The sequence below is a fragment of the Psychrobacter sp. DWR1-2-3 genome, from assembly GCF_049896465.1.
Taxonomy (GTDB): Bacteria; Pseudomonadota; Gammaproteobacteria; order Pseudomonadales; family Moraxellaceae; genus Psychrobacter; species Psychrobacter maritimus.
Genome location: NZ_JAFCUJ010000007.1, coordinates 1 through 13,893 on the forward strand (window position 1 = coordinate 1; position 13,893 = coordinate 13,893).

Sequence of the window (13,893 nt, forward strand, 5' to 3'; positions counted from 1 at the left end):
AACTTTATTTTTTAGCATTCTGAATCAGCAAAAATCCACACAAGTTGTTCTTTAGTTATGCTTTTAAATAGTGTCACGCTACTGTCGTCCAGTAGATGATTATATAGGGTATTTCTCTTTGCTATCCAGTTTAAGTTAATAACTTATCCTATCTAGCGAGCCGACTATCATATCATAATGATTTGGTTTGTCAAGCTTTTTTATAATTTGTTTCAATAAGTTATCTGGGTTTGTTATATGTAATCTACATATAAGTCATTCCAGTTCGTCTTAATGAGGTGCGTATTATAGACGTTTAATTTGTTAAGTCAAGAGGTAAATTATTTTATTTTAAACTAGGTTAATCTAAAATGAATTTGCTCGGTTGGATGATTAAGTAGTAGCTTGGTTAAAACCCGCTATTGGTAATCAGTGGTAATCCACTTTCCAATCCGCCTTCCCTTCCGACTGGGTGGCATTATACGCGCTTTGGGGTGGCGGTCAAGGGGGTTTGTCGGCTATTTTAGCGATTATCTGACCTTATTATTAATACCCTCTATTTATCAGTCAGTTAGGATTAAAAATAGTTTTACCTTTAATGATAGTCAGCCTTTTTTATTTAAGACCGCTTATTGCCTATATATAATTATCTCCTATATATGACACTTTTATAGCTTACCTATCTTTTTGAAGAAGTCTTTATAGGCAGCCACTTTCTTATCTAAGGCTAGTGGATAAGCACGCGAGGTAGAAGGCAGTCTATATAAGGTAAGATTATTCACATTAGCTTTTTTATTATTGTCACTCTGCCATTCATAAGGATAATCCATACTTTGATTGGTCTTCGGGTACTTGGACTTGGCAGGTGGCTCGGCTAATAAATTGAGTAGCACCTCAGTTGCTTTACCGCCCGTGGTAAATAAGGTTTCAACTTTTGGCACTTGTGGCAAAATACTATCTAGGTCAACGGGGGTGACAACGGTTAAGTTTTTATCTGAGGCATTACCGGTTTCGCGGATAGCCTGAGTAACAGTAGGACAAGAAGCAATGCCGCGCTCGAACATAAAGGCGCGAATACGCTCAGGGTCAAAGCGCTTCTCATCGCCTACTCTGAAATAATTCACATCGTCAAAAAATACGCTGCCATAGATACGCCACATATCATTATAGAAGTTTGGATAGTGAAAGCGCATTGCCCATTTATCAGCGGTCGGTGGAAAAGTACCCATCATCATCACGGTGGCATCAGGCGGTAGCACTGGACCGAATGGATGGGTTTCTACTTCTGCGGCGCGAGCTTCAGACAATATCGAGTTAGTATCCATTTTATGAGTATTATCATGCGTATGGGATGGTTGTGTAGTCATAAGATTCTTCATCAGAAAAGCGGTTTTTTTGCTATCATAGCAAGCCTAAACACTACTTCATTTATCAGGGCGCTATTATAGTCAAACATAGTCGACTTAAATAAAATTAATCCTGTTATAAAGGCACTTGGCTTATTTTTTTATTAAAGCATTAAGCTTACTATTGATGGGCTAAATATAGAGTTGAAGTGCGGTAAGTGTTTGTATCTTTTATACTAATGGCAACCGCAGTAACTGCGCAAGCATCAGACCAAAAACCAAGAGAGACCTTATGAGCGACTTAAAAATCACCGTCATCGATCACCCGTTAGTCCGTCATAAACTCAGCCTCATGCGCGAAAAAGACTGTAGCACCTATAAGTTTCGTACATTGACCAAAGAGCTTGCGCGCTTGATGGCGTATGAAGCGAGCCGTGATTTTGAGATTGAAACCTTTCCAATGGAAGGATGGTGTGGTGAAATCACGGGTGAGCAAATCATCGGTAAGACCGCAACGATTGTACCCATTTTACGTGCCGGTATTGGTATGCTCGACGGCGTGCTCGATTTGATTCCTACTGCGAAAATCTCTGTCGTTGGTTTACAGCGCGATGAAGAAACTTTGCAACCTGTACCCTTCTTTGAAAAGTTTGTCAGCCACATGGACAAACGCCCAGCCCTTATCATTGACCCAATGTTAGCGACTGGCGGCTCAATGGTTGCGACCATCGAGATGCTAAAGAAAAATGGCTGTACCAATATTAAAGCATTGGTATTGGTTGCCGCACCTGAAGGCGTTCGTGTGGTCAATGAAGCGCATCCTGATGTGACTATTTATACCGCTGCATTAGACAGCCATCTGGATGAGCACGGTTATATCATTCCAGGTCTTGGCGATGCGGGTGATAAAATATTTGGTAAACAACTATTTAACAAGTAAGACAACGCCAATAAACCAAGACAAGCCGTCGTTATAAAACCATGACACATATGCAGAACATCAATGATAAGGATATAAGATGAACGTATTGATTACAGGCGCAAGCGCGGGTTTCGGTAAAGCGCTGGCTGAGCGTTTGGTTGCCAATGGCCATCGCGTGATTGGTTGCGCCAGACGCATAGATAAGCTCAATGCGCTAGCAGAAACTTTGGGCGAGGCATTTTTACCTGTGGTCATGGATGTCAGTGATACAGCGTCTATTCCACAAATCATTGCTGACTTACCTGCTGATTTCAAGCAAATCGATGTCTTGGTGAATAATGCTGGGCTAGCACTTGGTACAGAGCCTGCGCACAACGCCAATCTTGATGACTGGATGCGTATGACCGATACCAATATTAAAGGGTTGATGGCGCTCACTCATGCAGTCTTGCCAGCGATGGTCGCACGTGATAGCGGTTATATCATTAATGTGGGCTCAATTGCAGGTAGCTGGCCTTACTTTGGCGGTAACGTTTATGGCGCGACCAAAGCTTTTGTTAAACAATTTAGCTTAAACTTGCGCGCGGATCTCATCGGTACGCAAGTGCGTGTGACCAACCTTGAACCGGGTAATGTCGCGGGCACTGAATTTTCAAACGTGCGTTACCACGGTGATGATGATAAAGCTGCTCAAGTTTATGATGGCTTTAAAACCATGACCGGCGATGATATTGGCGATATTTTATTATGGCTGATTGAATCGCCTGCCCATATTAACGTCAATCGTTTAGAAGTCATGCCGGTTGCGCAAACCTATAATGGTCTAACGATTGCTAAGCAAGATTCTTAAACGCTTAACCGACCGTTTGGCTCATTAACGTAATTCATAAGACCGAAGCAATATAGATTCCTCTATATTGCTTCTTTTTTTGGTATTGATACTCTCTTCATTGACCAAGCGCAAATCCTGAAAATCTAAAATCGATACCTCATTACGCAAGCGCTCACTAGTTCGTTTATTGTGGCGTATCGGAAATCCTAAAACTTGCTTACCCCTAATCACTATCTGATTGATAATCGTGGTTGTATTATTGATAGAAGATTTTGTACTTAGCTTCTGAGCATTGATGATGGCGGTGGCAGGATTAACCGTTGTGCTTAAAACTTTTATCTGGCGCACGCTTTTTGGCATATCACCTGCAAAAAACAATACTTGCTCTAATGGCAAATACTGCGCGTGCCGCATTAATTCCTGACGAAATAGCAAAGGCATATCTGCATTAAAGCTGTCTTCTGTTTGCTGAGAGAACGCCGTAAAATTACGCTGTAAGTAACGTCCAAATACACTGCTATTAATCCAGTCTTGATAAGTATCATTTTTTAACAGCTGCTTTGTGAAAGCATCGGCATCTGCTGTGATATCTATCGTAAGCATTGCTAACAGTAACGCCTGCGGATTGGTAAATTTTTGCTGCTGCCAGACTTGTGGATACAGGCTGCTATCGAGCAATGGTAACATCGACTTGTTCATACCTTAATATCCTTATATTTTACTTGCTGACGTTTGATTCGATTGGTCAAAGTCTATGACAATTCGCTACTTTTACCGCTCAACTGCTTTCAACACTTAACAAATTTTATGCTATGGTCAGTTACCTATTTTAATATAGTAGTCCTTCATTAGTGGCATAAATAATTCCACAATAAAGCATTTCGGCTAAATCGGCTTTATAAAATTGCTTAATGAAAACAAGGTATACTGCCTTATGAAGAAAAATTTAATTAACTTGCCTGCTAACTACCAGTTGAAAACGATTGATATCGCTTTGACTGACGGTACATTACTACCCGTATCTGTCATAGGCAATGGCAAACCCGTACTGCTGCTACATGCTTATGGCATGGATGCACGTGAATTTTTGCCATTTATTTTACCTTTGGTTGGCAAATATGCATTTTATCTGCCGCACCTGCGAGGATTTGGCGCGGCAAAAGATATTAAGCTGACCCAGTTTGATTTTGTACGCCAGTATGCCGATGATATCAGTATCGTCATTGAGCAAATTTGCTTGGCGCGTAGTATAGAATCCTTACCTGTTGCCGCTATTTCGATGGGCGCGCAAGTTATGTGGGCGTATTTTGAGCGTTATGGCAGCGAAAGAGTCAGCCGCTATTTAAATATCGACCAAAGTCCTGCTATCCATAACCAGTCCGACTGGCAAGGTGGCTTGTTTGGCACGCGCCAGCAAGAAGTATTCGATATCTTTCATGAGGTAATTGATAAGACTTTGCCTTATGCTGACATCGAAAGCTTTACCCATCTGCCTTTTGCCCTGAAACGCCGTGCAACGGATGTCGAACGGCTGTTTTCTCTATTATCCGTCAATCGCACACGCTCAAAAGCCTTTATACAAGTGATGACCTATAAAAACGACCCCAAACTTGCGCTTTATGATCATAGTATTTGGCATCATAAGATGCGCTGCTTACAAGCTTATTTAACATTACCCTATGACTTTCGCGGCGCTTTAGAGCGGGTCACTATTCCAGTGGTCAATCTGATTGGCGGGCGCTCAAAGCTATATGATGCTATATGGCAGCAAAAAATCACCCAAATGCTACCTAATGCCACTGAGGTCGTGTTGCCGCGCTCAGGTCATGCGATACCAATGGATGAACCTGTTGGGTTTTATAAAGTATTAAAAGGGTTTTTGCAGAATTAGTTGTTCATTTATATAAAAAAGCGACCTTAACGGGTCGCTTTTTATTTGGGCAATAAATTTTAAACATTTTGAAGTATTAATCAGCTAATACTTTAACTAACTCAAATCTAGCTACTTGCTTACCATCAACTTCAATAGTTTCAGTAAACATCGCTAATGGTCGTACCCACACGCCATACTCACCGTATAGGCAGCGGTAAACAACTAATATTTCTTCCGTTTCTGAATGCTGCGCGGTATGCAATACTTGGTAAAGGCTGCCTTTATAATGGCGGTAGATGCCTTGGGTGACGGTTTGGCTCATATTGTCTTCCACTTATTCAATTTTATTCATATCAACATCGTAGCCAGAGCTTTTCATTTCCCTAGCAACCTTATATTTCCAAGCTCCGCCTTCATCCATAGACTCGTAAACTACGCCTGATATATCGTTAGGAATTTCGACGTTACCTTTTACAAGTGCAACAACGTTTTCTCTTCCAATTTTACCCATTAGAAAACCGTGTTCAAAAACAACATTTTGCCTAGCTCTCGGCTTAAGATTGTCTAAATCAGCCTTTATCCCACCAATATCACATGCGGTATAAAGTACGATACCGAAACCAACATCAGTATTCTTCTCAATTTTTTCTATAATCGTCGCACCAGAGTTTGTCTGTTCGTGAAGAATAGTAGCCCCAAAACCTAATTTATCTATAAACCTTGCTACCGCTTCTTTAGCACCATCATCACGTCCATGAACAATAAAGACTTTGGAAGTGTCACTTTTAGTCATCAGCTTCTTATCTCGCAAACCTTCGGAAATTTCTAAATCATAGATTAGAGTATCAATTAAACCGATGAATTTATCTTTACCAGTATTCCACATTTCTGTTTTAGAAACCGTAGAAGCGCCTGAGTTAAAACCAGTAAAGTGAAAACTTATAGACAGAAGAAGGTTTTTATACTTTGAATTTTTCCCAAAAAAGTTATCTACTATTACCCCTGCCTTTAGGAGAAGAGATTCTCTTTTATTAGTATAGCCACGTTCTAGATTCTGAACTTCTATTTTCAGCTTCTCAAGCTCTTCTAGTTTATTCATATTGACCTATCCCACTGTCACTTTCGCATACGCCTTTTTTCCTGCTTGGATAACGACTGTTTGACCAGAGGTTAAGCTAAAGCCCGCATCAACCACTTCGCCATCTACTTTTACCGCGCCACGTTTAATCATATCTTTAGCCGATGAGCTGTTTTTGGCAAGCTCTGCTTGATTTAATATCTGCGTGATAAATAATGCATCCTGCCCTTCTAACTCTAACGTCACTTCTGGTAAATCGACTGGCAATTCGCCATCAGCTAATACGTTACCCGCTGATTTATGCGCATTAGCCGCAGCATCGGCATCATGGAAACGCTCGATTAATTCTTCAGCAAGGATACGTTTGATTTCCTGTGGGTTGCGACCGTTTTCCATCTCTGCCATTAACGCCTCAACTTCTTCCATCGGCTTAAAGCTTAAAAATTCAAAGTAACGACGGATTAAAGTATCTGGCATCGACAGCAGTTTTTGGTACATGGTGCCCGGCGCATCGTAAATGCCGACATAGTTGCCAAGTGACTTAGACATTTTATTAACACCGTCTAGCCCTTCTAAGATTGGCACCGTGATACAAACTTGCGGCTCTTGACCATAACGACCTTGCAGGGTACGTCCCATCAGGATGTTAAAGGTTTGGTCAGTACCGCCAAGCTCGACGTCGGCTTTTAGCGCGATAGAGTCATAACCTTGCACCAATGGGTAGAGAAACTCATGGATAGCAATGGGCGTTTGCGCCGCATAGCGTTTAGAGAAATCATCGCGCTCAAGCATGCGTGAGACGGTCAACTGGCTGGAAAGCTGAATCATATCGCCCGCTGACATATCCTTGAACCATTCAGAGTTAAAGACAATCTTGGTTTTTTCTTTATCCAAAATCTTAAAGACTTGCTCAGCATAAGTCTGCGCGTTGACTTTGATTTGCTCATCGGTCAAGGGCGGACGCGTGCTGTTTTTGCCAGAAGGGTCACCAATCTTGGCAGTATAATCACCGATTAAAAAGTAAATCTCATGACCCAAATCTTGAAAATGCTTCAGCTTATTAATCAACACGGTATGACCCAAATGTAGGTCAGGAGCGGTGGGATCAAAGCCTGCTTTGATACGCAGCGGGCGATTCAGTTTTAACTTCTTAACCAAATCCTCTTCAGATAGGATTTCTTGTGTACCGCGTTGGATTAAGGCAAGTTGTTCTTCTAGGGTGTAAGTTTGGGTGGTCATGATGCTCTCTTTATTGTCTTTATTAAAAAGGTAAAGCGTTTAGGCTATTTATACCAAGCACAAAAATAGGGTTAGCAGCGTCAAACTCGTTGAGTCTACTATCTATTAAATGTAGTACTTGAACTCATTTATCACTACTCTGGTTTTTGGGAATGGGATTAAAGTTTCGTAGCCGGTAAAAGATGTTAGAATTTGACAGATATACTAGCGTTTTTTAAGGTAAATTGCCATGACCAACCCTGCATCGATTGCTGATACCAATGATAATACTCATTCGACTATAAACTCAGACAATGATTTAGACAACATTTTAGATAATGGTCTAGAAAATAGCTTAGCGCATATTGACGACTTAAATTATGCCACCTTGACCGATGCGCTTGAGCAAACGGTGTTTGAAAACTTCGATGACGGCTTATATATTGGCATGATGTCTGGCACCAGCTTAGACGGTATGGACGCCGTGCTTTGTCAATTCGGTGGTGAAGAAAACACTCAACAACCCATGCGACTATTAGCAACTCGTAGTCAGGACTTCCCACCGCGCTTGCGTGAAGTGTTATTGGCTTTATGTCAGCCTAATGGTGTCCAAGAATTAGTACCAACAGTGGGTGAACCAAACAGCGAATTAGACTGGTTCGGTTGGGCTAGTAAAGAATATGCTGAATTTGCCAGCGAAGTGGTCAATAATTTATTGCAGCAGTCCAATACCGATGTAGAGTCGGTGCTGGCAATTGGCTGTCACGGTCAAACCGTGCGTCATCGTCCACAAATGGGCTTTAGCTTGCAATTGCTCGATGCCAATATCATCGCTGAGCGTACTGGTATTAGCGTGGTCAGTGATTTCCGCCGTCGTGATATGGCCGTTGGTGGTCAAGGTGCGCCATTGGTACCTGCCTTTCACCAAGCTTTATTTGCCACCCCTGATAGCACACGGGTGTTATTAAATTTGGGCGGTATTGCTAATATTACGGTCTTGCCAGCCAATGACAGTTCTGTTAATGATGCTCTTGTTAATAATAGTCCTGTCATTGGTTATGATACGGGTCCTGCCAATTTATTATTAGATGCGTGGACAGCATTGCATACAGATAAAGATTATGATGCTGGCGGCGCATGGGCGCAGTCAGGACAAGTCGTTGAGCCGCTACTTAACCAGCTGATAGAACATCCATTTTTTGCACGCTCTTATCCCAAGAGTACCGGACGTGAAGACTTTAACTTAGCATGGCTACAAAGCGAGCTGCAAAAATTTGACCAAGCATCTGCTCATATTCGCTATTCATCAGCCGATGTACAGGCAACGCTCACTGAGCTGACCGCCATGAGTGCCAGTATGCAAATCAATATGTTTATTAATGCACAAGAAAATAGCTCGGTTTATGTCTGCGGTGGCGGTGCGTTAAATGATTATTTGATGACGCGCTTGCAAGCGCATCTGCCTCATTGCAAAGTAGAAACCTCTGCCAGCTTAGGACTGAATCCCGCTTGGGTCGAAGCCGTCGCCTTTGCATGGTTGGCACGCCAAACCCTAATGGGCGAAACCGGTAACTTACCAGCGGTAACTGGCGCAAGTAAAGGCGTTGTACTGGGTCAGGTTTGTTTTGCCTGATTGGTCAAATTTTAGTTTACATACGTACACTTATGTGTTTTATAATGGCTTTTGAAATAACATCCTCTTAGGACCGTAAGTACAGGATATAGCGCATGAGCCAGCATAGCAGTTTACCGACCGACTCACTTACCGAGCAAACGATGAATAATACTCCCGTGGATATTGCTACCAAACAAGCATATAAGCCAAGACAGAAACCACCGCACTACGAGCGTTCTGACGATATGCGCGTGGTGGTCACCGGTATGGGCGCGGTGACGCCTTTGGGATTAGATGTCGAAAGCTCATGGGCAAGCCTGCTTAATGGCGAGAGCGGTATCGCGCCAATTACCCATTTTGATGCAACAGACTATCGTGCGCGAATTGCCGGTGTGGTCAAGGATTTTGACGCCAAGCAATATATGAATGCCAAAGACGCGCGCCGCTATGATGAATTTATGCATTATGCCGTTGCTGCCTCTGCCATGGCATTGAAAAATGCCGGCTTTATCGATGAAGTCAGCGCTGCTGATGCGCCTGTGCAAAATGTCGACCAAGAGCGCTTTGGGGTGATTTTGGGTTCAGGCATTGGTGGTATCCAAACCATTGAAAACAGTCGCGATACCCTGCGTGAAAAAGGCGCGCTGAAAGTGTCACCTTTTATCATCCCTGGCTCTATCGTCAATATGGCAGCAGGTTTGGTTGCGATTAAACACACTTTAAAAGGTCCAAACCTTGCGACCTCGACTGCTTGTACCACCGCGACCCATGCAATAGGGATTGCCGCACGCTTGATTGCGTATGGTGATGTCGATGTGATGCTAGCAGGTGGTAGTGAAAAAGGCTCAAGCCCACTTGGTATATCAGGTTTTGGGGCGATGCATGCCCTCTCAACTCGTAATGACGAGCCAACCAAAGCCTCACGTCCTTTTGATAAAGACCGTGATGGTTTTGTGCTTGGGGATGGCGCTGGTGTCGTCGTCCTTGAAAGCCTTGCCCATGCTAAAGCGCGCGGAGCAACGATACTGGCTGAATTGGTTGGCTTTGGTATGAGTGATGATGCAAGCCACATTACCGCACCCCCAGAAGATGGTAGCGGTGCGGCACGAGCCATGCGCAATGCCTTAAACGATGCCGGTATCGAGCCTGCCGCAGTTGGCTACGTCAACGCCCATGGGACCAGTACTCCTGCTGGTGATGTCGCCGAATCTATTGCGATTGAAACCGTCTTTGCGCCAGTGAAAGACAGCATATTGGTCAGCTCTACCAAATCCATGACTGGTCATTTATTGGGTGCCGCTGGTGGTGTTGAGGCGATATTTACCGTCCTTGCTCTGCAACATCAGCATGTACCGCCGACCATCAATTTAGACAACGTCGAGGACAACTGTAATCTTGATTATGTTGCCAATCAATCACGCAAAGTTGAGAACTTACAATATGCAGTGTCTAACAGCTTTGGCTTTGGTGGCACTAACGGCTCATTGATATTTGCCCGTTGGCCGGTGCAACCCTAAAGCTAAAAGAAATACCAGAAACAGCGCCAAAAAGCTTTGGATAGTCGCCGTTGTAACCTTGGTGTCAGATTTACTACGTTTGTCCACTTGCAGCCCCTTATCGTACTTGCGTATGATAAGGGGTAATTTTTGGAACATTTATGGAAGATACCATGTCAAGCTACTCATTTTCCCATCAGTTTTACCAACGCTGGACGTGTGCACCTGAGCCTATACGCGCGGCAATCACCCAAGAGCTAAAAGACATCACCACCTTACTGCAAACAGAGACGCCATTTGAGAGCTTTGTTTTTAGCACCCACGACTTAGACGCGCATCTTGACAATCTTTATGAGAATCATGACGCCGAGCAAGCTATTGCCAAAGCCATCGCGGACAAACAAGCCCAAGCGCGTGCTACTGCTGAAAAAGAACGGCTAGAAGAACAACAAAAAATACAAGCGGCAGAAGAAGCCAAGCGTAAAGCAGAGGCTAAGATAGAAGAAGAAACCCGACTGCGTGAAGAAGCAGAAGCGGCGCAACAAGCACCACAGAAAAATGAGCTATTAGCAGCGGATAAAAACAGTTCAGATAAGAACAATCTTGATGCTAAAACTGCTATCACTCATGCTAATGACACTAGCAAGGTCACAGCGCCAAGCGTAGATAATGTTGATAAGGTTGATAATAGCGCTGATAGCAATACTGCTAAAGCTCAGCCTACTGAACCATCAAATGCCGTAAAAACTGATGTTAATAACGACTCTAGTGCTAGCTCTGAAAATAAAACTGTCAGTGAGCATGCCAATACGATTAGCGGCAATACGATTAGCGGCAATGCAATTAGCGATAGCCATATTGCTAATGATAAGCGCATTAAAGAAGATAGCAGCATTAAAGCGGTCAATGATAAAGCCAGCGCCGCCATCAAGCTGGCATTAAAAGATGCAAAGCTAAATACCACCCATCAAGAGCTAATCCGTGAGCTTGAAATGCAAATTGATGATTATCTTAGTGAACAAATGATGCTGATGTCTGAAAACTTAAAATCTTGGTTACGAGCGGAGATGACTCAAAATTTAAGTGAAGATAAAGTAGAAACTAATAAAGAATCGTAAAAAAGCTAAATATTGCTATCCGTTCATAAATCGATAGCAACAAATCTCTAGCAGTGAATCTCTAGAATAGAAAAAGCCCCGTAAATTTACGGGGCTTTTTTTGTTTTAAATTCAAGAATATAAGCTTTTATTTTAGATAGCTTTTGTACGCTCGGTTAACCATTCAAGTGCCGTACCTTTAACTCGGTCTTTTAGCTCGGCATAAACTTGGCTATGATAGTCATTTAGCCAATCAATCTCTACTTGAGTTAGTAGTGCAGGCTCAATCAAACGCGTATCGATTGGGCAATACGTGATGGTTTCAAAGTTTAAGAATTTACCAAACTCAGTCTCAGTCGGACTCGCCACTGGCATATTGACCACCAAGTTTTCAATACGAATACCCCACTTGCCTTCACGGTATAAACCTGGCTCATTACTGGATATCATGCCTACTTTCATGGCGCGCTCTTTTGGCGTACTGGCACTATAAGCAATGACTTGTGGGCCTTCATGCACATTTAAGAAGTAACCAACGCCATGACCAGTACCATGACCATAATCCATTTGTGCCTGCCATAATGGCGCACGGCAAATCGCATCGATAAGTGGTGAAGCAATGCCATCAGGGAAATGCGCTTTTGCCAACGCAATATGGGCTTTTAGCACGGTGGTAAAGTCACGTTTATGCTCAGAACTTACTTTGCCAATACCGACCACACGGGTGATATCGGTGGTACCGTTTTGATACTGGGCGCCTGAGTCAATCAGCAACAAACCGCCCTCGCCTTCATTAACATCAAGGTAGCTGAATTTTTCTGGCGTCGCGCGGTAATGCGGCAGTGCACCGTTTTCATTAAAGCCTGCAATCGTTGGAAAGCTTGGCGAGACATAATGCGGCTGCTGACTGCGTGCTTCGATGAGCATACTATCGACATCAAGCTCACTTAAACGTTCACCGGCTGCTAGACGCTGCTCAAATGTAGCGAAAAACTCACTTAATGCCGCGCCATCTTGACGCATGGCTTCACGTACATGATCGATGTCTGAGTCAGATTTAACAGATTTAAGCAAAGTACTTGGTGCCATTTGCTCGATAAAGCCAACATCGTCCGCCATCTTTGATAGCGTACCGACTGCCACTTTACTTGGGTCTAGCAATAATAAATCTTCTGGTGTTAATGTAGCCAAGGCCTCTTGCACTGCTTCATAATCAGCAAGCATGATACCACTGTCTTTTAGGGCTTTTTCAATGTCAGCGCTGACTTTATTATTATCAATAAACAAGGTCGCTTTATCCGCATCAATCAGCATATGCGCCAAAAATACAGGGTTATAATCGACGTCCGCACCGCGTAAGTTGGTCAACCAAGCGATATCATCTAAGCTTGAAAGCAAATGATGGGTTGCGCCTGCATCCGCCATACCTGCGCGCACGGCGGCAAGTTTTGAGGTCGCAGACTGCGCAACAAATTGCTCATCGTGTTGGTATAGTTGTGCCGATGGTAGCGCTGGACGATCGCTCCATATATCTGTCAATACATCGCGTTCAGTGATTAAGGTAATATCATTGGCATCAAAAGCATCAAGCAATCTGTCTTGCTCAGCGATAGACAACACATTACCATCGACGGCCACACTATCGCCCTCGGCCAAGTGCGCAGCAAGCCAATCGATATGGTTTGGCTGACCGGGTGCCAGCTTCTCTAAAGTAATACCGGTGCCTGCTAATTGATGAGCGGCGTGTACCCAATAGCGGCTATCAGTCCACAGTCCCGCAAAATCAGCGGTAACGACCAACGTACCGACTGAACCGGTAAACCCTGATAACCATAAACGCGCTTGCCAATACTCAGGCAAGTACTCAGATAAATGTGGATCTGCTGACGGCACGATAATCGCGGTCAAGTCTTGCGCCGCAATAGCAGCACGCAAGCTGGTAATACGTTGTTGAATTTCAGTTTTTGGAATGGCTTCTTGAGTAGACATAACGTCCCTTATTGTATATAAAAAATTAGTATAAAAGCACGAGCACCATGCTGTTTAAAACGCTGCATAAAATGCTGTATAAGTAGAAAAAACTCACCGCCATACAGCGCCGTAGAATCGATAGGTTCTCGATATATTGTTATTATAAACTGACATCATCAGCTGATTATTAGCGGTTAATTAAGTGGGCGTTTATTAAGTTTGCTACAGATACAAGCTAGCGCATATAACGATATGGGGATGATAACTGACTTATAAATGCCTTTAACAGCAATACCCATTTAATCGTGAAAGAATCGTGAACAAATCGTAAAAATGACCGATAACTAAAAATAAAAGAAGCCACTGTTTAGTAGCTTCTTTATTTTTATCACCTATCAAACGACGGCTATAGAGTGCTATAAATAGTACTAATACTCTTATGCTTATATTAGCCTCTTACTTAAAT

General features: G+C 43.1%; 12 protein-coding genes. 6 read left to right on the forward strand and 6 right to left on the reverse strand.

The genetic code is table 11. The features are described 5' to 3' along the window. Positions 1 to 647: 647 nt before the first annotated feature. On the reverse strand, positions 648 to 1,304 hold the full coding sequence (locus ACP7AA_RS11125) for a DNA glycosylase (protein WP_426223649.1): 657 nt from the start codon (positions 1,302 to 1,304) through the stop codon (positions 648 to 650). A 313-nt stretch (positions 1,305 to 1,617) separates the two neighbouring features. Between ACP7AA_RS11125 and upp the strand changes: the two genes are divergently transcribed. Further along, on the forward strand, positions 1,618 to 2,265 hold the full coding sequence (upp, locus tag ACP7AA_RS11130; RefSeq protein ID WP_149490868.1) for a uracil phosphoribosyltransferase: 648 nt from the start codon (positions 1,618 to 1,620) through the stop codon (positions 2,263 to 2,265). A 79-nt stretch (positions 2,266 to 2,344) separates the two neighbouring features. Continuing rightward, complete coding sequence (locus ACP7AA_RS11135) at positions 2,345 to 3,097, forward strand: SDR family NAD(P)-dependent oxidoreductase (protein WP_426223598.1); 753 nt, start codon at positions 2,345 to 2,347, stop codon at positions 3,095 to 3,097. Between the two features lie 24 nt (positions 3,098 to 3,121). Here the strand turns inward: ACP7AA_RS11135 and ACP7AA_RS11140 are convergent, their stop codons facing one another. Next, the gene (locus tag ACP7AA_RS11140) at positions 3,122 to 3,778 is read right to left on the reverse strand and encodes a hypothetical protein (protein WP_426223599.1); all 657 of its coding nucleotides are present in this window, start codon (positions 3,776 to 3,778) and stop codon (positions 3,122 to 3,124) included. Positions 3,779 to 4,013: 235 nt separating this feature from the next. Between ACP7AA_RS11140 and ACP7AA_RS11145 the strand changes: the two genes are divergently transcribed. Continuing rightward, positions 4,014 to 4,970, forward strand: a complete 957-nt coding sequence (locus ACP7AA_RS11145; RefSeq protein ID WP_426223600.1) for an alpha/beta fold hydrolase — start codon at positions 4,014 to 4,016, stop codon at positions 4,968 to 4,970. 76 nt (positions 4,971 to 5,046) lie between these two features. On the opposite strand, the gene ACP7AA_RS11150 is transcribed toward ACP7AA_RS11145, so the two are convergent. The 3 genes from ACP7AA_RS11150 to tyrS are packed head-to-tail and all read right to left on the reverse strand — an operon-like array spanning position 5,047 to position 7,269. Then, positions 5,047 to 5,274: a DUF1653 domain-containing protein gene (locus ACP7AA_RS11150; RefSeq protein WP_201619647.1), complete on the reverse strand. Its 228-nt coding sequence runs from the start codon at positions 5,272 to 5,274 to the stop codon at positions 5,047 to 5,049. 12 nt (positions 5,275 to 5,286) lie between these two features. Then, complete coding sequence (locus ACP7AA_RS11155) at positions 5,287 to 6,051, reverse strand: TIR domain-containing protein (RefSeq protein ID WP_426223601.1); 765 nt, start codon at positions 6,049 to 6,051, stop codon at positions 5,287 to 5,289. A 6-nt stretch (positions 6,052 to 6,057) separates the two neighbouring features. Then, a complete protein-coding gene (gene tyrS / locus ACP7AA_RS11160) occupies positions 6,058 to 7,269 on the reverse strand; it encodes a tyrosine--tRNA ligase (protein WP_198329974.1) in 1,212 nt (403 codons plus the stop codon). Between the two features lie 229 nt (positions 7,270 to 7,498). Between tyrS and ACP7AA_RS11165 the strand changes: the two genes are divergently transcribed. From ACP7AA_RS11165 to ACP7AA_RS11175, 3 genes are all read left to right on the forward strand, one after another. After that, on the forward strand, positions 7,499 to 8,881 hold the full coding sequence (locus ACP7AA_RS11165) for an anhydro-N-acetylmuramic acid kinase (protein ID WP_426223602.1): 1,383 nt from the start codon (positions 7,499 to 7,501) through the stop codon (positions 8,879 to 8,881). 143 nt (positions 8,882 to 9,024) lie between these two features. Further along, positions 9,025 to 10,380 (forward strand): beta-ketoacyl-ACP synthase II, encoded by a 1,356-nt coding sequence (gene fabF, locus ACP7AA_RS11170; protein ID WP_426223650.1) that lies wholly within the window; start codon positions 9,025 to 9,027, stop codon positions 10,378 to 10,380. Positions 10,381 to 10,520: 140 nt separating this feature from the next. Then, positions 10,521 to 11,477 (forward strand): hypothetical protein, encoded by a 957-nt coding sequence (locus tag ACP7AA_RS11175; protein ID WP_426223603.1) that lies wholly within the window; start codon positions 10,521 to 10,523, stop codon positions 11,475 to 11,477. Positions 11,478 to 11,609: 132 nt separating this feature from the next. On the opposite strand, the gene ACP7AA_RS11180 is transcribed toward ACP7AA_RS11175, so the two are convergent. After that, complete coding sequence (locus tag ACP7AA_RS11180) at positions 11,610 to 13,445, reverse strand: aminopeptidase P family protein (RefSeq protein ID WP_426223604.1); 1,836 nt, start codon at positions 13,443 to 13,445, stop codon at positions 11,610 to 11,612. Between the last annotated feature and the right edge of the window lie 448 nt (positions 13,446 to 13,893).

What these genes read in the sequence shown, in the direction of transcription:
- ACP7AA_RS11135 (WP_426223598.1), top strand. Translation starts at nt 2,345, where the DNA reads ATGAACGTATTGATTACAGGCGCAAGCGCGGGTTTCGGTAAAGCGCTG.
- tyrS (WP_198329974.1), bottom strand. Translation starts at nt 7,269, where the DNA reads ATGACCACCCAAACTTACACCCTAGAAGAACAACTTGCCTTAATCCAA.
- ACP7AA_RS11150 (WP_201619647.1), bottom strand. Translation starts at nt 5,274, where the DNA reads ATGAGCCAAACCGTCACCCAAGGCATCTACCGCCATTATAAAGGCAGC.
- ACP7AA_RS11125 (WP_426223649.1), bottom strand. Translation starts at nt 1,304, where the DNA reads ATGGATACTAACTCGATATTGTCTGAAGCTCGCGCCGCAGAAGTAGAA.
- ACP7AA_RS11180 (WP_426223604.1), bottom strand. Translation starts at nt 13,445, where the DNA reads ATGTCTACTCAAGAAGCCATTCCAAAAACTGAAATTCAACAACGTATT.
- ACP7AA_RS11155 (WP_426223601.1), bottom strand. Translation starts at nt 6,051, where the DNA reads ATGAATAAACTAGAAGAGCTTGAGAAGCTGAAAATAGAAGTTCAGAAT.
- ACP7AA_RS11140 (WP_426223599.1), bottom strand. Translation starts at nt 3,778, where the DNA reads ATGAACAAGTCGATGTTACCATTGCTCGATAGCAGCCTGTATCCACAA.
- fabF (WP_426223650.1), top strand. Translation starts at nt 9,025, where the DNA reads ATGAATAATACTCCCGTGGATATTGCTACCAAACAAGCATATAAGCCA.
- upp (WP_149490868.1), top strand. Translation starts at nt 1,618, where the DNA reads ATGAGCGACTTAAAAATCACCGTCATCGATCACCCGTTAGTCCGTCAT.
- ACP7AA_RS11165 (WP_426223602.1), top strand. Translation starts at nt 7,499, where the DNA reads ATGACCAACCCTGCATCGATTGCTGATACCAATGATAATACTCATTCG.
- ACP7AA_RS11175 (WP_426223603.1), top strand. Translation starts at nt 10,521, where the DNA reads ATGGAAGATACCATGTCAAGCTACTCATTTTCCCATCAGTTTTACCAA.
- ACP7AA_RS11145 (WP_426223600.1), top strand. Translation starts at nt 4,014, where the DNA reads ATGAAGAAAAATTTAATTAACTTGCCTGCTAACTACCAGTTGAAAACG.